Origin of the sequence: Oligoflexus tunisiensis (assembly GCF_001748245.1) — a bacterium.
GTDB lineage: Bacteria > Bdellovibrionota_B > Oligoflexia > Oligoflexales > Oligoflexaceae > Oligoflexus > Oligoflexus tunisiensis.
Genome location: NZ_BDFO01000001.1, coordinates 4,266,067 through 4,287,086 on the forward strand (window position 1 = coordinate 4,266,067; position 21,020 = coordinate 4,287,086).

Below are 21,020 nucleotides of genomic sequence, written 5' to 3' on the forward strand. Positions count from 1 at the left end.
AATGCTGACGTTTCATTTTAAGGAGGAGGGACAGCATGGATCGCGGATTCTTCAATAGGGAAGATGGTCGTTTCTTCAAACCAGGCGACTATGAATCACGGGGAGCCGACCCCTGGCGGCATCAGGATCGGCCCATCTGGCCACGGCCGTCGCAGGATTGGAACAGAGAGGGAAGTCATCGCTGGAACACCGGCGGAGGCTTCGATGATACTCGGGATATCACAAGCAACTGGACGGCCAGCGGCTGGGGCACCGCCGGGCGCACCAATTTCATCCGAAATGACCGTCAGCAGGAGTCCGACTCATACTCCGGCCGCTACTATGGACGCGGACCCAAGGGTTATCAGCGTTCTGATGAACGTATCCGGGAGGAAATATGCGACGTACTCACCCGCGATCCCCACGTGGATGCCTCTGAAGTCGAGATTGAAGTGAAAAATGGTGAAGTGACCCTGACCGGTTCGGTGTCCGATCGCAGGCAAAAACGTGCTGCGGAGGATGCCATGGACGGGATAGCCGGCATCAAGGACGTCCATAACAGGATTCGCGTGCAACCAGCCCAGGGTGAACAGCCCCAGGATTGGATGGAAGGCCGCTCTTTGCATGCCTGAGCGTCCCGGAGTGAACGGAAGGGAAAAACCTGACAACATTTTGAAAGGAATGACTTATGAAAGCGACATACAAATTCCTCGTCGTCGGTCTTCTGGCCAGCTGGCCTGTGGCAGCCTCAGCGGCCGGTGACAACAAAGGAACCACAGCAGCCAATACCAGTGCCGAAGCGCAACTGGAAAGGATGGAAAAGGAAACGACCACAGTGACCTTTGCGAAGGGCTCAGCTAAGCTGTCGGAAGCGGAGCAGAACAAGATCAAGGCACTCATTCCCGGTTACGCTGGCGATAAGAACATCGATGAGGTTATCGTCGCCGCCTGGAGTGATCAGGCCTATCCCGCCAAAGCCGATCAGAAGCTGCCCGAAGCGGAACGGGATCTTGCTGAAGAAAGAGCCGATGTCATCGAAGACCTGCTGGATAAGAATGGTGTGGATGATGTCGACACCTACAGCATGGCTGAAAAACCAAACTGGATCTCCAGGGTCTTTCAAACGAATCAGGCTCAAATCAAAGGTCAGGCCCGCGATAAAGGAATGGATAACCTGAATGAGGAGCGCATCTCCAAGATTCTGACGTCCAAAGGCGGGCCATCGAAAGCGGTGATCATCGTGAAACGCGAGACCAACCAGCGGACTATGTGAACGCATAGTGCAGATGCCGAGGCTGCCTCTGCAAACGCCTGGTGCACATGACGAGGCTGCTTCTGCAAACGCCTGGTTCCGATAACGAGGCCTGCTGAGGACCGCGGGCCTCGGGAGCCTGCCTGGTTCAGGCCACGATGTAAGGTTCCGCGGCGTGCCTTTTCAGAATCAGGCCGTTACCATGAGCCTCCGGATCCACGCGGAGAACTCCGTGCTGGACCGTGGGCAGGCCATCAAAGAGCATGGCTTCGATGCGAACGTGATCGTGAAAATATTCGAGGTGAACCAGTTTCTGGGCAGCCGCGCAGACCGCAGCATGCATGGCCGGTGCTGTATGCGCAGAAAGTGGGATATCAGCCCCCTGGCATAAGGCATCCACCAAAAGAAAACCGCTGATCCCAAGGCAGCGCGTGACGTCGGCCTGCATCACATCAATGCAGTTCGCCTCCAGCATGGCCTGGAAGGTATCAGGCGTGCTGTTGTATTCCCCCGCGGCGATATCAAGTCCAGGTCCAGCATGCTCGCGCACATGGCGCAAACCTTTCAGGTTGTCGCTCGAAACAGGTTCCTCAAACCAACTGACCCGATGAGGTTCACACAGATCCCGACAGATCGCCAGGGCCTCGCCTGGCGTGCAGGCGCCATTGGCGTCGATGAACAGTTTCACGTCGGATCCGATGGCCTCCCGCGCGCGGCGGACGCGCTCCGCATCCTGATCCGGGGATGCGCCGATCTTCATCTTCACGGCACGAAATCCCTCGGCCGCCCAACTGCCGAGCTGCTCCTCAAGTCTGGCAAGCGAATAGGAACAGAACCCTCCGCTGCCATAGAGGGGTATATCCTCCCGAACCTTGCCAAGCAGGCGGCTGAGTGGAACCTGCAAAAGCCTGGCTTTCAAATCCCAAAGCGCATTATCCACAGCGGATAGGGCCATGCCTCCCAGGCCATGGTTGCCGTAGTTTCGGACCCGACGTCGCATCTCGATCCAAAGGGCGGGAATATCGAAGGGCGAACGTTCTTTCACAGTATCAAAAAGAACGGTCCTGATGAGCGAGGCCGCCGCCTGATGCGCATAGGTGTAACCCAGTCCCCAGATATCCGCAGCCTTCAGCTCCACCAGCACCATCGTCGTCGCGGACCAGGTGAGGGTGCCATCGGATTCCTCTTGATCCGTTGGAATTTGCCAGGCCGTCACCCTGCATTCTGTAATCCGTGGTTCCGTCTTCGCATTCATACCAATCCTCTCCATGGTCGTTGCCACCCACGAGGAAACTTGCATGCTTCTTGCAGCGCATGGCTCGGGGCCTGCGGCTGCCATGTCGCCGATTCTCAAACGATACAACACATTTTGCAAGAGGATGTACCTCCCGTGGCGGAACAGAATGCAGCAGACAGCGAAAACAGAGTGGACTTCTGGTCGGATCGCCATCACATCGGCTCCATACTCCTGGCGGCGATAACGCTCCTTATCTTCTATGGCTTTGCCCTGGTCATTCAACCGTTCGCCAAGGCGCTGGTATGGTCCCTGGCGTTGGCCATCTCCGTCTTTCCCTTGCATCGCTGGATGGAAACACACTGGAAAAATCCCAACGTGGCGGCGGCGCTGACGACTGTGATCATCGGCTTTGCGATCCTGGCGCCACTTACCTTTGTCACCATTGAGATCGGCAATCAGGCCAGCGGCGTCATGGAAAAGCTGCAGAGTCCTGAACTGCAGCAAAGCGTGGACAGGTTTCTCCAAAGCCATCCCTCCCTCTCCCTCCTGCGTACGGAATTCAACCTGAAAGGCGACATCAAAAGCCTCACAACCGATATGGCCTCCCGTGTGCCCGTGCTGGCGACCGGCACCATCTGGAAATTGACCGAAGCGGCTATCGTTCTCCTGATCATCTTTTTCCTGATGCGGGACCGCGTGGCGTTTCTGGTTACGACGCGGCGCTTTATGCCGCTGACCGAAAAGGAATGCGATCGCGTGTTCCGTCAGGTGCAGGATACAGTCCGTGCCACAGTCTATGGACATCTTTTTATGGCGTTGATTCAGGGTACGCTCGGTGGCCTTGTATTCTGGGCGATCGGTCTGCCCGCCCCTCTGTTATGGGGCGCGGTGATGACGATTCTTGCCGTGCTCCCCATCCTGGGTGCCGCCATCGTCTGGATTCCCGCAGCGGCTCTCCTTGTCTTTCAAGGCTCCTGGGGCAAGGCCCTGATCCTGGTCTTCTTTGGTTCCGTTGTGATCGGTTTGATTGACAACCTTTTGTATCCTTATTTGGTTGGCAAGCGCATCCGCGAGCATACCCTGCTCGTATTCCTTTCCATCGTCGGCGGGATTATGTTTCTCGGGGCCGCCGGCATCGTTGCGGGTCCCCTGCTCCTGGCGCTGACGGATGTATTCCTCAGCATCTGGAAAAATCGCACCGTGCCGCGGCACTGGGATACCAACGGGACGACTTGAGCGAGCCTGCCGGAATCGCGATCTCACGGCCCCGGGTTGGAACCATGAGATCCGATGTCGCGTCAGATGCCTGTGTGGTTACTGCGGTTCGATCCAATATCAGTTGAAAAATGCGTGCCACGAATACCACTGGCCACCACGAGCAATCTGGAGTGGCACATACAGAGGATGGCCATAAGACTGACGCTGCCACTCCAGATATCGCATCATGCTTTCCACCTGAGCTGGCGTGGTCATTCTCCGCTGACCCAGCGAATGGATGATGTCTCCATTATGCAGGCCGAGGCGGGCCAGGGTTCCGTATCCATGGGTGATCCGATAAATATAGACGTTGGGCATGCTCTCATGCATCAGAACGCCGAGCTGCACACCAAATTCAGGATAGTGATAGACCTTCTGCTCAGGGGTCTGTTGTCCCGGCGTCTGCTGACCCGGAGCCTGCTGACCCGGAGCCTGCTGGCCGGGCGCCTGCTGTCCCGGTGCCTGCTGACCCGGAGCCTGCTGCTCCGGCCCCTTCTCTGGAGTCTGCTGGCCCGGTGACTGTTGTCCCGGTGATTGCTGTCCGGGTGATTGTTGCCCTGGTTTTTGTTCCTGAGCACCGGCCAGCGCAACACTGCTGATCAGGAGACTGAACATGGACCAGGAAATTAATTTCTTCTTCAGCATGGAAATCTCCCTTTGAAAAAAAAGCATTCCTCACGCGACATGTGAAATGCCCGTTTTGATTTGGAACATGATTTTGTGATGAGATTAGCGTCGCGAAAGATTCAGCAACTCACGGCCTCCTTTTCAATTGAGGCAGCACCAGTATCTGTGATCTTAAGTCTCATTATCGCCGCGCGAGAGTTTATTCAAGATAAATGTGAAAATATTATCGTCTCAAACCACATCCTGCAGAACTTCTCCCATCCATTGCACAGACAGAAACGTGCAATCATCTTCAAGCGCCATGTTTCCCCAAAGGGGCAGAACCCGTTCCAGGATCAGACGCTTCATCGCCTCGGGCGACTCTGCGTCCTGCACCATGTTGCGGAGTTCCCGCTCCTTGAGATGACGGCCATCCGTGGCTTTGTTTTCAAGTAAACCGTCCGTGTAAAAGAACAGCCGATCACCCGGCTGCAGTTGAGCCGACATCTCTCCGAATTCAGGTTCAAGACTCAGACCCAAAAGACTGCCGCGGCGGTTCAGATGACGAACGCCGGCAGGACCGGCCCAGTAAAAGCCGTTGTGCCCCGCATTGACCGCATGCAAAGCACCCGTTTTGAGATTCAGGGACGCGGCGCTTAAGGTCGCCAATCGTCCGGCACCGCGCGAGGTTTCAAAGAGAACTCTATTGGTGATGTGGCAGAGACTCCGCAGCCTTTGTGGAATCGATGCCGCGGTTTCATTGGGATCACGCAGAAAACCGATAACGGTGCCGGCCAGGACCCCGGTGACAATCGAGGAAGAGACGCCATGACCTGTGACATCCGCGATGACGATGTAAGCCCACTCCTGCTGTTCATCCACCAGGTAATGGAACCAGTCTCCTCCCATATGCTCCGCCGGGCTGAAATGCGCCGCGACCCGCAGGGCTGCCGAGGGGCTGTTCTGTGGCAGCAGATGTTTTTGAATGGTGCTGGCGAGTTCCAGCTGCAGCTGCACCTTGGTCTTGTCCTCCTGCTCGCGGATAAAACGGATATTGTTCAAGGCAACAGCCACGGACTGCAGAACATTCTTCATGAAGGCCAGATCCTCGGGCCCCGGCTCACCCAACGCCGGATCGAGGGTCATGGTGCCGAACTTTTCCCCGTTCCATTCGATGGGCAGACTTAAGCCGGCGGTGGCTGTCTCGTTGAGGTGAAAGTGAACCCGGGTGCTGTCGCAATCCTGGATCTCCGAGCTGAGGCACAGCATGGCCTCATGCACGATTGCGGAAGCCTCACGCTTGCCGGCCATCGACAGCGAGACCTGCAGCGCTTTTTCCAGACGATCCCTCAGCCTGGCTTCAGCGATTTTCTTTTCCTTCTGGAGGGCATGCATTCTCCAGGCGAGGACAACGGACTGCAGAATGGATTCCACCGCGGCCCCGAGATAAAGGCTGTGCCTTGTCAGAGCCGTGGATTCGATCGCGCCCAGCACCGTTGCGATATAGACGATCGCGCAGAACAGGACCGTGAGAAAGGTGAGAAGTGGGCTCAGGACCGTCGGGACTTTTTTCAGGAGGAGATAAAGCGAGGAGGTCAGAATAAAACAGAGCCAGCCCAGAAGGGTCAGCAAGGGAACGAAGCGGATGACTCCATGCTCCGGAAGCATGGACAGGCCGATCAGAACGGGCAGGATCCAGGCCATATGCCCCGCCACGCGATGCAGGACGGGTGCGTGGCTCCGGGTATCCACGATGCGCCGAAAGAAGAGCGAAGCGCTGAAGATGCCGAGAGCCACGCCGCCCCAGAAGATGCTGTGGGTGAAGCCGCTGAGCTTCTCGCTTCGGAAATAAAACTGCCACAGCACGCCATGCATGTGCTGCAGAACGATGAAGTAAAAGAAGAAGACCAGACCTGCATAATAAAGATAGGTCCGGTCCCGGGTGAAGATCAGCAGGAAAACACTGTAGATGAACATGACGATGATCGCGCCTGAATACAGGCCGATGATGTACTTCTCGGAGTCATTCTTGTTAAAAAGATCCTTCAGAAGATAGAGGGTCGGCTTCAACGGCGTCACGGGCAGCCGGGCGAGGCGGAGATAACAGGAGATGCGTGCGCCGGCCTCATTTTTGATCAGGTAGGCGAATTGGTGATAGGAAATCTCACCCGCCTTGAAACTGCCGGAAGCCTCCCATCGTTCCACCTGACCCCCACGCTCGATATAAAGCTCGGTGTCCATGCGGGAACTGTAATCCAGGGATAGGACGATTTCCTGGGTCAGGATGGTGGGATTCTCCAACTCGAAGCGCAGCCATGCGGATCCGCGCAGCGCGGAGGGCATTTCGTTTTTGCGCAAAGGCTGGAAACGGGCCTGATATTCCGGTTTGCGAATGTCGTCGATGGTGAGTTTGTCATCGGTATCGATCAGGATGTCCGACCTTGTGCCGATGGCCACACCATCGCCGCCCAGGGTCATGCGGATAGGCTCCGCGCCCTGCAGAATGTTGGGTGGAATCATGGCGAACAGAAACAGACCGACCATTAGGCCAAGGGAGTATGAGAACTTCAAGGCATCCTCTCCATCGCTGGCAGCATCCTGGGGGAATAGACCACTCCATTATGATAGCACCTGGGCTTCGATTTCAGGATTATTGAAGTGTCTCACGGCGCGGCCACTGCTAGATTCGCCCACAAACTTTCGTTTTCACAACGCACCACTCGAAGGAAAAAGCGCTATGAGCCCTTTTGCATGCCTGGCCTGCATCATCCTGCTTGGTTCAACCGCTCTCAACGCCCAGACGGATGACGTCAGCCTCCGTTTTCTGACTTATAATGTGGCAGGCCTGCCGGAGCCCATCTCGGCCAGCTCGCCCGCGAAAAATTCCCCGAAGATTGGGGCCCTCATCAATTCCTATGACGTCGTCCTTGTTCAGGAGGATTTCAACTATCACAACAAACTGAGCGAGGCGGCCCTGCATCCCTATCAGTCGAAAACCTCCGGCTGGGCGGGCTTCGGTGACGGTTTGAACGCCTTCTCCAAGGTCCCTTTCCAGGGTCTCGAACGGATCAAGTGGAAGGACTGTCATGGGGTCATCACCCAGGGGAGCGATTGCCTCACTCCAAAAGGTATCATGTTCGCGCGCTATGAAATTACGCCCGGCGTCACCGTCGATGTCTATGATCTGCATGCCGATGCCGGTTCGGATGAGGGTTCCATGGAAGCGCGGCGCAGCAACATCACGCAGTTGCTCGACCTGATCCAGGAGAGGTCAGGCGGCCGGGCCGTGGTTGTGGTGGGCGATTTCAATTCCCGCTATACCCGCAATGGAGACATTGCCGAACACATGGTGCAGGCAGGCTTTCAGGACTCCTGGATGGTGTGGAATGATCTGCCGGCGCTTCCTTCCAAAGGCCCGGCCCTCAATGAATCCTGTGCGGCGGAGCCGGCCGGAGCGTTCTGTGAACTCATCGATAAAATATATTTCCGCGGATCAGATGATCTTGACGTCTCCCTTATGGATTATCATGTCCCCTTCGATGTCTTTGTGGACGCTGCGGGAAAGCCTCTATCGGATCATCTGCCCGTGGCCGCGGAACTCCGCTTTCGCTTCCATCAGGACTAGTCATTTGACACCGTGACCGCAGAATTTGACAGACATCGGGGTTTTTGGAAAATTCATTGTACTGTCATGCAACAGACCGTGATGCTGCATATTTACCTTCAATGAAAGGAACTGGAAATGCTGCGTATGATGACAACTCTGACATTTTCCCTGGCGGCGATCAGCTGTGGTGCTCAGAATACGAGTCGACTTCATGATATTGGCACGAACATTGAGCCCGCAAAACGCACCCTGGAGGTCATGCTGGGCTTCCCGAATGATGAACAACTGGATCGTCAGTTCCGGCTCCTCAGCAAGGCCTCAGGGCTGAATGAGACGCTGAGTCTGCAGTTGTATGGCGCCATTGATATGGAAGGCGAGTACATCGAATTCCTGTCCACTCCAGGACTGAAGTATGGTGACATTGTGACTGAAGGTACCGTATTCAAGATGACAGCAACGATTTACTCAGGGGATCAGGTCGATTACAAAATCGGCCACGGATTGCCCGAAACATACCATGGACATGCGTTTGAGCAGTCGGAAAAGAATGGTGCTCTGATCGCATTGAGTGGCCATTGGGCTGCGCCGGTGACCGATACGCCGGCCCAGAGTCCGGAGGGGGGAGCAGCGAAACTGCTGATTCACCTCTGCAAGGACATAGCCTTGAAGCATCCGCTCACCCAGGATTTCCGCAAGATGGGCTGCGATCTTAATGTCGTGAATGGAAAGCTCCAGATTGCGTATAACAAGACCGAGGCCAACCCTCAGGGAACGGTCTTCACCTTCTCAGCACCGGCCGTCCTCTAAGACTTGCGTCCGCGCCGGACGAATCCGGCGTCGGCCCTCCTTCAACCTTCCCAGCTGTCCTCAAGAACAGGCTCACAGGAAACAATCCGACACTTGCTCGCGTCGCGATCCTCACTCTCCGCCCAGTCCTTACAGGCCTTGATGGCCAAGTGAGAGCCCACGAATTTCAGTCCACGGCCATGGAAAATTTGGTCGGTATCATCATGCGCAGCAGTGCATTCCATCATCAGCAAAGTCCGTGGCTGATCCTCAGGAGTGGCGTGCAGAGCGGAAGTGAAGGCAAGAGCGGCGAATGGCAGAATGGCAATCAATTTCATGGTGACCTCTATCTTGTGGGAATCCCGGAAGCCACCAGGGGCAGCTCTGCAGGATTCAAAACTGGAAAGCTTAAATAGAGGTCCGGACGGGATCATGTAAAGCATTTTTCGCTGCGTGGGTAACCCATGGTAGGGCGGAATAATCCCGCCCTACCCGGTGCGTCTCACTCGCAGCTACAGAGGTTCGTTGGACAGAAAGCAGGACTGTGATTACAGTTGATGTTACACCATTGATCATCAGCACCGCTGGTCGGCACCGCGCTACAGTTCAACTTCGCATCGCCAGTCGGCGCAGCGGGTGCAGGAGCTGGAGCCGGAGCGGCACTGCCTTCACAGGAGCAGAGGTCCACAGGGCAGAAGCTCGGGTTGTGGTTACAGTTGGTGTTACACCATTGATCCGTCCCCGCACTCCCCGCCACGGCCTTACACACCTTCGGCGTGCTTCCACCGCAGTTGGGCGCTGGCGTCGTTGGAGCATTGGGGGTCGGAGCTGGATTCGGAGTCGGAGCTGGTTGAGCCGTGCCAGGTGTGGTGGGAGCACCCGGGGCGTTCGCACCATTGAACTGCACATCGATCACGTTATAGAACGTGGCGGCGGTATCACCCACATCCCACAACGCGAGGATCACATGATAACCCTGACGTTCGGGAACCACGCAATCATGCGTGTAATCCACAGGTGGTTTCGCATTCAGTTCGAGCGTACAGAAAGGTGCGGAATCAAACGAAGCCCGGCTCAGAGTCTGGTTCGGATTCCAGTTGGCTTTGGTGATGTAGTAAACGAAATTTTTGGTGGAATGCGGCGCCGTAAAATGCCAGGTGAAACTATTGCGACCTGACTTGATAGGAACCTTTTTCCAACGATCCGCCGTTTGCTCATTCAAAGGAGCCCAGGCTGCCGAGCCTGCAGCGGCGATCGTTCCATCCTGCGCGCCGCCGGCTGGATAGCCATCGGGGCCTTCCACGCTCTGCGGTTCATACTGGACCGAACCGCAGTTGGTGTTGCCACCCTGATTACAAAGATAGGCGCGGGACTGAGGAGTGCTCACAAAACCGTGAGAAAAAACCGGTTGGGTCAAACAAAGACCGAAGAGAGCGATGATTTTCGAAATATGGGAAAGGCGTGGTTTCTGCATGATTTGCTCACTTATGGAGTTAAAGGTTGAAGGACCTGAGGCTCCGGGATTCATTTCAGATCCCAGGCCGCCATCCAGTTGGAACCGACGCCCGGTTCGAACTGCGTGGAACCTTCAGAGTACTGCCGGCAGTAGACGGTATAGGGGAAACCTTTGCACTCATAGGTTCGACCCGTCTTCGCCTGGAAGACTTTGGTACCGGCTTTGTACTCAGACAATCCATCAGGGAATATAAAATCATGCGACTGATTGCTGCTGCCACCCACCAGGGCCAATGAAACCGGGCAGGGGGCATCAGATAACGAGGACGTGTTGGAGTTATCCTTGCTACAGGCTCCACCAAAACAAAGGGCCAGACCAACTGTCAAAACTGGAATCTTCATCAAATACCTCTCTGAAGGGGCGTGGAACGGCGGTTCATTCACCGCGCATTAGCCAGGCACCTGCAGCCGATTCCGAGTTGACGATGGATTCACTCCGTGGAAAGCCGGAATTGCTGGACGGCACAGACCTGATCCGCGCTTTCCAACAAGGCCAGTTTCTTAAGCAGTTTCATCATTTTCGACCTTTATTCATTCTTGCCCAAAGGTTCGCGAAGCAAGACCTGGTCCTGAACTTTTTGCCAATCATTCTGTGCGGGATTTTGGTTTTTGGCTGCCCAGGGGCACGACAGCTGTCAAGGTTCTGGTCAGGGGGATGAGTCGAGGGATGCGGCGCGAGCGCCGCAGGGGATCAGTCGAGGTAGCACTCGTCCAGTATGGAATTTCTGTATTCACAGCGCCCAATACAGGACTCAAAGCCCGCATCGAAAATCGCATCGCTATTCAATGCGGTACATTCTGCTTCGGTGCGAATCGCCGTACACTTGCCCGTGGTCGCATCAAACTTGGAGCCATAGGCCGCGCAGTTGTCTGCGCTCGGGAGATATTTCACACCCATGCACTGCTGAAAGCCCGTATCGAAAATGGAGCCATTGGCCAGAGCCTCGCACTCCGCCTGAACCGTGATGGCTTGACAGCTGTTCGATCCTTGGTCAAATTTCTGACCGAATCCGGCACAGTAAGCTGCATTCGGCTGATGACGAGGGCCGATACATTCGCCGACGCCAAAGCTGAATTCGAATTTGGAGCCGTTGGCCAGAAGATCACAGGCTTCTTTCGTGGACACGCGCACGCAGGCCGGCTTTTCCGCATCGAAGGCACGGCCGATAGCGGCACAGTTTTCCTTGGTGATTTTCCAGTAACCACTGGCAAGTGGCGTGGGCGCCGGCGTCGTCGTTGTTGTCGTCGGCGGAGGCGTCACAGTCTCAGCAGGAGGCGGCGTGGTGGTCGCAGGGGCATCATTTTTCTTGTCTTTTTTGTCCTTACACGCAACAGGGAGAGTCAGGAGGAGAAGGAGAATCGTCAATTTCATAAGGGCTCCGGGAAGTAGATGGCTTGCAGTGAAGAACGTGGTCCTTCAAAAGCGCCTTGAGCAACATGTATGCCATGTGGATTAACCCCTTCCGTAACTATATCTATTGAATCCTTTTGAACTTTCTTTTTCCGGAGACCGCAGTTAAAGCTAGAGCCAATTTTAGCTTCACTCAAGGAGAGAGTTGATTGAAACGCTTGATCTTCATCACAACCGTTGCAACCCTATGGACATCACGCAGCCTCGCAGCCCCGAGCACCTGTCTTCCCGTGGCCTCGGAAACGGATCTGGTCGCTTATATAGCAGCGGCTCCCTTTGCTTTAAAGGCCAACGCAGGCATGAAGATTTGGGAAACGGACAGCAAGGAGTGGCAGGCGGCCAGGCAAGCCGCACTCGCCTGGGCTGATGCCAACTGCGAGAAATTTGTAGCGGCAGCGCAAACGATGGCCTATGAAGCCAGTCTTCTGCGTGATGCCACCAGCGGCCATTCGTATTGGGTTCTGCGTGAAAACAAAAACCAGCCTGCGTATCAAGGCGTTTTCGCCTTCCGTGCTCCGGAGGAAGTGAAGCAGGCGCGCGGTCTGGTCATCGATGCTCCGCATATGGGATCCGACTATGCCACCGCTGATGGTCGGGCCGTGCGCACCTTTCGTGATACGGATGCGGTCGCCTTTCTGCAAAACACCGCACATCGCTGCAGTCTGACGTCAACGTCCGGCTGCAGTCCCGTGACCAGCAGCTATGCCTGCGGGGAAGGCGGCGTGCGGAATTCGGACGTTGTGCACTCCATTCGCAACGGCTACTACGCCGTGTACGATGGGATCGAGAGCGCCCGTGATTATTATCATCTCGAATACCACGGAGCCGGTAAGAGCACCAATGCCAGCGGCTGCATGGGAACCGCTCATATCAGCCAAGCGTCAAGCCTGAAGCTGACTGCCGAGGAGGATGACGGCACCTGGCCGAATCGCTTCTGGCGCTCGATGGAACAGAACCTTGGCGCGGGATGCGTCTGCTATCATCAACGGGAAAGCGGCTGCAAGTTGAACGGCGGCGCCTCCACTCCCGGACGGCGAACCAACGCCGAGTGGACACAATCGGAACCTCCGGCCGCAAATGCCTGCCTCGTGAGCCCGAGTTCCCTGGCCATGCGTTTTATTCATTTTGAAGGCTATCGGGTGGACGAGGCGGCGGTTGTCAAAGCCATCAAAGCCGCTTTTTCACCCTGAGACGCCTGGAAGGCGGCGAACCGCAGCAGGGAAGGAGCGCTGGGTGTGTGAACCAGGCAGGTTCTGAACCTAGGGGATCTCGCAGGCCTCCATTATAATATCTGCAGGAACCCGCAACTTTCAGCCGGATTCAATCTTTGAAACACATTCTTGCCGTCATCATCACAGGACTTCTGCTGCTGGGAGGCGCTCCCGGCATCGGGTGGTCGCAGCCGGCATCCCGTGACGGTTGGCTCGATCTGCAAAAAACGTCCTTGTCCGATGACGTCCTCGATCTCACCGGGCCCTGGGATTTTTATTGGCAGGAGCTGCGGTCACCCACAGCCGTACCATGGCCTGAACCGAGGCAGACTATTGCAATCGGCCGTCCCTGGGATCAGGTCCCGCATCCGGACACCGGCGCCTCCCTCGGAGCGACAGGTTATGGGACCTATCGTTTGCGCGTGACAGGATTGATGCCGCGACCCGACGGCTATCAGGTCGGCATCCGTTCGGCGGCAACCAGTTACAAACTCTTTGTCTATCGTGAAGGGAAAGCGGCGGCAGCCCAGTTGCTCGAAGCAGGAAAGGTGGCGCCTGAAGCGGCGGAATCCGTTCCGCTTCTGCGCCCACTCATCATCAGTTTTTATCCTGAGAGTCCGGATGAGGTTTGGACTCTCGTGGTTCACGTCTCCAATTTTCATTATGGAAAAGGCGGACTTTGGAGCATTCCTCAATTGGGTGGCGGCACCAGCGTTGCGGAACTTCATGAAATCTCCCGAATGAGCTTCATCTTCTCCACCGGGGTGATCGTCGTCATCGGCCTCTATAATCTTATGCTCTATATGCGGCGGCGTGAGGATAAGGCCAGCGGGTTCCTGGCCGTCTTCTGTCTGGTCATGGCCATGCGGGCCGTAACGAGTGGACAGATTCCGTCCTATTTTATGCCGGATGCGGGTCCCTGGCTCTTCAAAACCAACTATGCATTTGAATATCTGACGCTGATCTTCGGGCCCTGGAGCTACGCCGTCTTCAATCACCTCAGCTTCCGCCCTGCAAGCCATGTCCGAGTCATTCAGGTGTTCACGGTGATCGTTGCCCTGCTGACCCTGGTCGTGCTCTGCTTTGATTTGCTGACCTATTCCCGCTTCCTTTTGGTTTTTCAAGCCAATATAGGTCTTCAGTCCAGCTATTCCTTGCTGATATTAGCGCGTGCCACCTGGCGGAAGGAGGAGGGCGCGAGGCTGGCCCTCGCCGGCTGCGTGATCGTATTTTCAGGCATCGTCTACGATATCCTGATCACGCTCAATATACTGCCCCAGCCCTATATTCTGCAGTATGCCATCGGAATCTTCGTGTTCCTGCAGAGTCAGGTGGTGGCCACCCGCTTCGCAACGGCCTTCCGCACCGCGCAAAGATTAAAGTCGGAACTGCAAAGAGAGGTCGAACGCCAGACGGCTGAACTGCGTTCCATCATGGAGCATGTGCCGCAAGGCATCTTCATGATCCAACCCGACCTCACTATTCAGGGCAATTATGCCCTTTACCTGGAAGAGCTGTTTCAGGAAAAGGATCTGAAAGGGCGATCCGCTCTGGAGGTCATGTTTGCCAAAAGTGAGCTCGACAGCGAGGCGCGATCGCTGGCTCAAAGCGCTCTCGTGTCCGCCTTGGGTGAAGAGGATTTGCTCTGGGAAACCAATCGCGACTGCCTGCCGACCGAATATGCCATCCTTGGTCGCGATCAGGAACGGCAGATCGTGGAAGTGGAATGGCATCCCATTATCAATTCCAGGCATGTGATGGAACGGATCCTGGTGTCCGTCCGCAACGTCACGCAGGTTCGTGTGCTGCAGGAACAACAAAGGAAAAATCAGGGCGAATGGACCATACTCATCGAACTTCTGGCGAGCAAGGCACCTGACCTCGAACGCTTTTTCGAGAAGGCCCAGGGTCATATCCAAAGAGCCTGTCGGATGGCTTCCGATCCTCAAGGGTGGAGTCACGAAGCTGCGATCCGTGCCGTCTTTATCGAACTGCACACTCTGAAAGGCCTCGCCCGCAGTTTACATTTCAAAACTCTCACTTCGGTCCTGCATGAGACGGAGCAGGCTTATGGCACTTTCCTGAAAGATGGTGGCAGCTGGGAAGCTGACAAACAGCGGCAGGCTCTGGCCCGTCTGAACGAACTGATACAATCCTATCAGAATCTTTATCGTGAACGGCTGCAACAAACCAGCGATACGACGCTCCAGGCCCATGATCTGCGCAAGGATCTGTCCGCCCTGGAGTCCTCGTACACCACCCTTGAAGGCAGCTGGCCGCAGGGTCCGGTGTGGAATCATCTGAAACAGGCGCTGCAGGGTTTATTCAGGACCTGGCTTCTCCGCTCCTGTCATGAGCTGTTCAACCAGGCGCGCCACGTCACGAGTCAGCTGGCCACGGAACTCGGCAAGCCTGAGCCGCGCTGGGAGGTGCAGCTGCCGGACATTCATCTGACGAAGGCCGCGGATGATCAGCTGCAAACCCTGCTGCTGCATCTTGTCCGCAATACCTTGGATCATGGTCTGGAAGGTCCGGATGAGCGTCGGCAAAAGGGCAAGGAGGCGCGCGGTATCATCGCCTGGTCGCTGGTTCCATCGGCCGATGGTTGGGACTTCACCTTCCGCGATGATGGACGCGGCATTGATCTTGATCAACTGAAGGAACGGGGTCAAGCCAAAGGCCTTCTGACCCGGGAAACGGCATCCACCGTGGTCGCGCTGCTTTTTTCCAGCGGCTTTTCCACCCGGGATGCGGCGGATGAGATTTCCGGTCGCGGCATGGGAATGGAAGCGGTGCGGCTGGCGTTTCAAAATCTGGGCGGGACCTGTGAACTCGTGGTGCCGGATCCTCACGCGCCGGCCCATGGCACCCTGCCCTTCCACCTCAAAGGCCGGCTGCCGGCGTCCTGCTTTTTGCAGGATCACGACGAGTCATGGACCCTGAACGCCAGCTGACAGGACACCCAATCCGCTCAACTTCCTCAAAAAAATGCCGAACTTGATCCCAAGCATTAATTGGGGCACCCCATGCTGATGGGTTTCGGTTCACGCACAATCCACACGTTCATACTCAGCCTTCTGCTGTGTTGTTCCCAGGCATCGTGGGCCGACGTGATTCTGGATGAAACCAGCGAAGTTCTGGAAATCACCCCACATTTCAAATACTTTAACGGTGTCCCCCACACCGCCGATGACCTCATTCCCATGGGGCAGGCGGATGACCAGTTCATCACCCTGCCGAAGGACAATTTCGGTTTCACCGCCACACCCGTCTGGCTGTCCCTCACGGTAAGAAATGTGGCGCCCGTGGAAATCGAATGGGTGCTGAGCTTTCCCTATGCTCTGCTCGACAAGGTCAGCCTGCATACTGCCGGTGGTGGCAAGAAAATCAGTGGCAGCATGGTGCCTCATAGCGCAAGGGATCAGCACAACCGGGATATTTCCTTTCGTCTCGTGGCGCCTCCCGGCAGCACGACGACCTATTACATCCACATTGAATCGCATCACAGCATGCAAGTGGGAGCCTGGGGTTATTCCCGGTCCTACTATGCAAGTCATACTTTAACGGAAAACTTCATCTACTCCCTCTTCTTTGGTGGCTTCCTTCTGATGGCCATCTATAACCTTTCCATCGCGGCTTCGACCCGTTCCGTCGAATATCTGTTCTATAGCCTCGTGGTGATTTTCGCCTTTTTCCGTGAGACTTACTTTGCCGGGGTCTCGTATCAATTCTTTTTCGAGGGCAGTCCGCTTCTCAACGAGGCCTTTGGACTTTACTCATTTTTTATGAGTGGCATTCTCACAAATTTATACATCATCATATTCTTTTCCCTGCGCAAAACCAAAGGCATGGCCTATCAGGTGCTGCGCCTCAATAATGTATTTTACGCGGCTTATATCGCGCTATACCCTGTCATTGGCTACCTGGCTGTGATCAAGCCGATGAGCATCCAGGTCGTTATCAACTCGCTCTTCGCAATCTCCGTATCGGTTTATCAATATCGCAAGGGTTATTCCGGCGCCAGGTTCTTCGTGTGGGCCTGGGCCTTCGTTATCCTGGGTTACTCCATTACCGCCTTGACCTCACAGGGCCTTATACCCACCTTTGCTTTGACAAAATATTCGAATCTGGCGGGCCAATCTCTGGAGATCATCTTCCTCTCCTTCGCTCTTTCCGATCGTATCAACGTCCTGCGTCGGGAGAAAAATGAGGCGATTCTCGAATTGAACCGCGGTCTCGAGGAAAAGGTCAAGACCCGGACGGAAGAGATCAATGCCGTCATGCTGCAGCTCGTGGAGCAAAAGAAGGAAATTGAATATTCCCATATGAAGCTGCAGGAACTCGATTCCCAGAAAACCCTGTTTTTCCAGAATATCTCGCACGAAATCCGCACGCCCTTAACGCTGATCATGAATCCCCTGGAGCAGGTCCTGGCCGAGCAGCGTGACAATTATTTCGTGGACACGGCCTATAAGAATGCCAAGAGGCTCTATCGACTCGTCAATCAGCTGCTGGATTTTCAGAAGCATTCCACTGGCGGCGAAACTCTCACCATGAAGCATCTGGAACTGACGGCCTTCCTGGGCAGCTGTTCGGAATATGTCCGCCTCACCTGCCAGGGCAAGGAAATTGAATTTGCCACCGAGATTCCCCCGGAACCGGTGTTTGCCGTCGTGCACCTTGATTCCATGGAAAAGATCGTCTTCAATTTTTTATCCAATGCGCTGAAACACACGCCTCCGCATGGGTGCATCCGGCTCGGGCTGAAAACCCAGGAAGGGCGGGCCCGCATCCTGGTGTCGGACACAGGTCCGGGCATCGCGGCGGATCAGAAGGACAGGATATTTCAGGTCTTCACACAGCTGGACAATTCCACCACCCGGGAGCATGAGGGAACCGGGATCGGCCTGGCCCTGGTCCGGGAGCTGGCCCAGAAACTGGGAGGGACCGTGGGCGTTGAAAGCGAACTCGGCAAGGGCAGCACATTCTGGTTTGATTTGCCCGCCGTCCCTGAACCGGCCGAGGAATTGGCCACCGCGGACCTGAGTCAGTATCAGCCGAAGCAATGGCACTTTGCTGATATCGAATCCGAGCCGCTCGAACGCGAGTCGAATGTTTCCACGCTGCACGGTGAAGGCGAGCTGGTTCTGATTATCGACGATCTGCACAGCATGCGGACGCTGATCACGCGCAGCATCAGCAAACGGAATTATCGAATCGTGACCGCCCGGAATGGTGCGGAAGGTTTGGAGCTGACCCGAAGCCAGAAGCCGGATCTGATCATCACCGACTGGATGATGCCGAAAATGAGCGGCCCGCAGTTCATTGAAGAACTGCAAAAGGATGGAGCGCTGTCCAGCATTCCGGTGATTCTTCTGACCGCGAAAAGTGACGAGGAAAGCCGACAGATCGGGACATCCAAGGGGGCCAGTGCCTATCTCGGCAAGCCCTTCAACGAGCTGGAACTTCTGAGCCTCGTGGAAAACCTTCTCAAGCTGAAGCGCGAAGAGAAAAAGGTGGCCGAGTTGAATCGCCATTTGACGGAAAATATTCTCAAGCGTTTCCTGCCTCAGGCCATGGTGAGCGCGATCGTGGAAGGGCGGAAAACACTCGAGGATTCGCCCAAGATGGCGACGGTGACTGTCCTGTTTTCTGATCTTTGCGAGTTCACCAAACTTTCAGAAGAGATGAAACCCGCTCAGCTCGCCGAAGTGCTCAATCAGTATCTGGGCCGGATGACCGAGATAATCTTCAAACACGGCGGGATGGTGGACAAGTTTATTGGTGACGCAGTCATGGCGATCTTCGGAGCCCCGGAACCGATGGATTCATCCGAACAGGCCCGGCATGCCGTGGCCGCGGCCATCGACATGCAGGAGGCCCTGGACGCGCTGAATCAGGAATGGGCGGCCCGGCAGCTCCCCTCCATCGCGATGCGCATCGGTGTGCATATCGGAACGGTGACCGTCGGAGCCTTTGGCAGTGCGGAACGAACCGATTACACGGTTATTGGACCTGCGGTCAACCTTGCTTCCCGTATTGAATCGGTCGCCGAGCCGGGGACGATTTATATCTCCACCGCGATCCGCGAATATTTGCCCGCGGAGAGCTGGGAAACGGCCGGGAGCTTCAAACTGAAAGGCATTCCTGGGGACGTTCCGCTCTCGAAAATTCGCAGACCTGGAAAGTTCAGAGTTGCCTCCTAGCCCGACGTCAAGAAAATGGGAAGAACAAGGGCACCAGGATCACACTGATAATCATAATTAAGAAAGAAAACGGTGCGCCGAGCCGCACGAAATCATGGAAGCGATAGCGTCCGGGTTCGACCACCAGCGTATTCACCGGTGACGACACCGGGGTATTAAAAGCTGTGGAAGCAGCCAGGGCCACGATCATCGCGAAAGGATAAGGCGAGGCGTCGAATTTTTGAGCCATGCTGATGGCCATCGGTGCCATCAGAACAGCGGTCGCCGTATTGGAAACGAAAAGGCCGACCAGAACAGTCGCGATAAAGAGGAGCGCCAACGGAATATGGAGACTGCCCCTTTCCACCAGAGTCACAAGACTGGACGCCGCCAGATCCACGCCTCCCGTCTTTTGCAGGGCGATCGCAAAGGGCATCATTCCCGAAATCAAAAGAAGACTGGGCCAATGAATGGATCGATAGGCGCTCTCGACGTTGATACAGCCAAAGGCTCCCATGGCCAGGCAGGCGATAAAGGCGGCCAGCACATTGGGCACCACACCCGAGATCATAAGAGCCACCATCACAAGAACACAGGCTATCGCGTGCGGCGCCTTGCGAGCCACCGGTGTATAGTCCGATAATTCCGCAGGCAGGTTCAGCACCACATAATCCTGCCGATCCGCTCCCAGCGCCTTGATCGTTTTCCAGGGCCCCACCACCAGAAGGCAGTCACCAGGCTCCAGCTTTTCGTCCACGAGGCCATGGCTGAACGCGCCGAGATTTCGACGTATGCCGACCACCGTGATTTCATAACGCGAACGAAAGGCCGCTTCCACAATGGTTTGTCCCACCAGCTCCGAACCCGGTGGCAGAAGGAGTTCCGCCATCCCGATATCCTGGGCATGCTGGGAAAAGTAGGCCCCGGTAAAGGGCAGTTTTTCAAGATGAAACCTTTGACAGGTTTCCTCCCTATCCATATCCTTATCGAGAAACTCGATCAGCAGGATATCACCCGCCGCCAGGGGCGCGGATTGATCCAGACTCAAGGTTTTTCGGTTTTTCGTCTGCATTTTTTCAAAGGCGAGCACACTGATGCGCTGGCTGGTACGCAGCTTCAGATCGACGAGGCTGTGTCCAATCCACGGCGAATGCGGCAGGATCCTCATTTGAAACAGGCGCTCATGCAGATGATATTTGTTGATAAAATCGAGCAGCGTGATCGGCGGTCGTTTGGAATTTTTTTCCTGATTCTGCTGCGGCAGCCAGCGCCGCGCAAACAGCATGTAGCCGATGCCCAGAACAAGAATCGGCACGCCCAGTGGCGTAAAGCTGAAGAAGGAAAAGCCCGGAAAACCGGAACGAACCAGCTCCCCGTTGACAACCAGATTCGGCGCGGTCCCAACCAGAGTCAGCATGCCACTGATCAAGCCGGCGAAGCTGAGCGGCATCATCAGGCGGCTCGGCGCGATGTGAGTCCGGTAGGCGATGCGGAGGACGACCGGGATAAAAATGGCGACCACTCCGGTGGAACTCATGGTGGAACCCAGGAGCGCCACGGCTGACATCAGCAGAATGATCAACTTCGATTCGCTGGTTCCCGCCTGCGTGAGGAGCCAATCCCCGACCTTGTGGGCGACGCCGGTGCGTACCAGCCCATCTCCGACCACGAATAACGCGGCAATCAGCACAACATTCGGATCACTCAAGCCGGAAAGCGTTTCCGAAACCGTCAGCACGCCGGTGAGCGGCAGCGCCACCAACGCCATGACTCCCACGACATCCATGCGTGGACGGTTCAGGATAAAGAGGGCGATCGCGATCACGAGCAGCCCCAGGATCAGTCCCAATTCAATATTCATTCGAAGAGCCGTTCCTGTGCCACGACAGTGATTCAAGCCTTCCCATAGGACAGTAATCTAAAAATATCAGGGCATAAAAGCAATTCCTTTCGCAATTCCAGGCAAAATTTGAT

General features: G+C 55.7%; 15 protein-coding genes and 1 pseudogene. 8 read left to right on the plus strand and 8 right to left on the minus strand.

What is annotated here, in order from left to right; translation table 11 throughout:
* Nucleotides 1-35: 35 nt before the first annotated feature.
* On the plus strand, nt 36-611 hold the full coding sequence (locus OLTU_RS17620) for a BON domain-containing protein (RefSeq protein ID WP_141734076.1): 576 nt from the start codon (nt 36-38) through the stop codon (nt 609-611).
* A gap of 56 nt (nt 612-667) precedes the next feature.
* On the plus strand, nt 668-1,252 hold the full coding sequence (locus tag OLTU_RS17625; RefSeq protein WP_141734077.1) for a hypothetical protein: 585 nt from the start codon (nt 668-670) through the stop codon (nt 1,250-1,252).
* Nucleotides 1,253-1,379: 127 nt separating this feature from the next.
* Here OLTU_RS17625 and OLTU_RS17630 read toward each other — a convergent pair whose 3' ends face one another.
* Entirely contained in the window at nt 1,380-2,531 is a 1,152-nt protein-coding gene (locus OLTU_RS17630; protein ID WP_218110101.1) for an enolase C-terminal domain-like protein, read from the minus strand.
* 90 nt (nt 2,532-2,621) lie between these two features.
* On the opposite strand from OLTU_RS17630, the gene OLTU_RS17635 reads away from it, so the two are divergent.
* On the plus strand, nt 2,622-3,704 hold the full coding sequence (locus tag OLTU_RS17635; protein WP_176736728.1) for an AI-2E family transporter: 1,083 nt from the start codon (nt 2,622-2,624) through the stop codon (nt 3,702-3,704).
* A gap of 99 nt (nt 3,705-3,803) precedes the next feature.
* Here the strand turns inward: OLTU_RS17635 and OLTU_RS31970 are convergent, their stop codons facing one another.
* Complete coding sequence (locus OLTU_RS31970; protein WP_176736729.1) at nt 3,804-4,370, minus strand: hypothetical protein; 567 nt, start codon at nt 4,368-4,370, stop codon at nt 3,804-3,806.
* Between the two features lie 213 nt (nt 4,371-4,583).
* A complete protein-coding gene (locus tag OLTU_RS17650; RefSeq protein WP_141734082.1) occupies nt 4,584-6,875 on the minus strand; it encodes a SpoIIE family protein phosphatase in 2,292 nt (763 codons plus the stop codon).
* 193 nt (nt 6,876-7,068) lie between these two features.
* Here OLTU_RS17650 and OLTU_RS17655 point away from each other — a divergent pair, with 193 nt between their 5' ends.
* Nucleotides 7,069-7,956 carry an endonuclease/exonuclease/phosphatase family protein gene (locus tag OLTU_RS17655; protein WP_176736731.1) on the plus strand — a complete coding sequence of 296 codons (888 nt, stop codon included), beginning with the start codon at nt 7,069-7,071 and terminating at the stop codon, nt 7,954-7,956.
* Between the two features lie 117 nt (nt 7,957-8,073).
* The gene (locus OLTU_RS17660; RefSeq protein ID WP_141734084.1) at nt 8,074-8,745 is read left to right on the plus strand and encodes a hypothetical protein; all 672 of its coding nucleotides are present in this window, start codon (nt 8,074-8,076) and stop codon (nt 8,743-8,745) included.
* A 41-nt stretch (nt 8,746-8,786) separates the two neighbouring features.
* Here the strand turns inward: OLTU_RS17660 and OLTU_RS17665 are convergent, their stop codons facing one another.
* The 4 genes and pseudogenes from OLTU_RS17665 to OLTU_RS17680 all read right to left on the minus strand — a co-directional run bounded on the left by OLTU_RS17665 (nt 8,787) and on the right by OLTU_RS17680 (nt 11,611).
* Nucleotides 8,787-9,062 carry a hypothetical protein gene (locus OLTU_RS17665; protein ID WP_141734085.1) on the minus strand — a complete coding sequence of 92 codons (276 nt, stop codon included), beginning with the start codon at nt 9,060-9,062 and terminating at the stop codon, nt 8,787-8,789.
* Nucleotides 9,063-9,226: 164 nt separating this feature from the next.
* Entirely contained in the window at nt 9,227-10,198 is a 972-nt protein-coding gene (locus OLTU_RS17670; protein WP_141734086.1) for a lytic polysaccharide monooxygenase, read from the minus strand.
* Between the two features lie 50 nt (nt 10,199-10,248).
* A pseudogene (locus tag OLTU_RS33235) lies at nt 10,249-10,452 on the minus strand (N-acetylglucosamine-binding protein GbpA); the annotation flags it as partial.
* 478 nt (nt 10,453-10,930) lie between these two features.
* Nucleotides 10,931-11,611, minus strand: a complete 681-nt coding sequence (locus tag OLTU_RS17680) for a hypothetical protein (protein ID WP_141734088.1) — start codon at nt 11,609-11,611, stop codon at nt 10,931-10,933.
* Between the two features lie 188 nt (nt 11,612-11,799).
* Between OLTU_RS17680 and OLTU_RS17685 the strand changes: the two genes are divergently transcribed.
* The 3 genes from OLTU_RS17685 (at nt 11,800) to OLTU_RS17695 (ending at nt 19,067) form a co-directional block, all read left to right on the plus strand.
* Nucleotides 11,800-12,840 carry a hypothetical protein gene (locus OLTU_RS17685; RefSeq protein ID WP_141734089.1) on the plus strand — a complete coding sequence of 347 codons (1,041 nt, stop codon included), beginning with the start codon at nt 11,800-11,802 and terminating at the stop codon, nt 12,838-12,840.
* A 137-nt stretch (nt 12,841-12,977) separates the two neighbouring features.
* Complete coding sequence (locus tag OLTU_RS17690) at nt 12,978-15,815, plus strand: 7TM diverse intracellular signaling domain-containing protein (RefSeq protein WP_141734090.1); 2,838 nt, start codon at nt 12,978-12,980, stop codon at nt 15,813-15,815.
* 78 nt (nt 15,816-15,893) lie between these two features.
* Nucleotides 15,894-19,067 carry a 7TM diverse intracellular signaling domain-containing protein gene (locus tag OLTU_RS17695; protein WP_218110102.1) on the plus strand — a complete coding sequence of 1,058 codons (3,174 nt, stop codon included), beginning with the start codon at nt 15,894-15,896 and terminating at the stop codon, nt 19,065-19,067.
* A 7-nt stretch (nt 19,068-19,074) separates the two neighbouring features.
* Here the strand turns inward: OLTU_RS17695 and OLTU_RS17700 are convergent, their stop codons facing one another.
* Nucleotides 19,075-20,907, minus strand: coding sequence for an SLC13 family permease (locus OLTU_RS17700; protein WP_141734092.1), 1,833 nt, complete (start codon nt 20,905-20,907; stop codon nt 19,075-19,077).
* Nucleotides 20,908-21,020 lie beyond the last annotated feature (113 nt).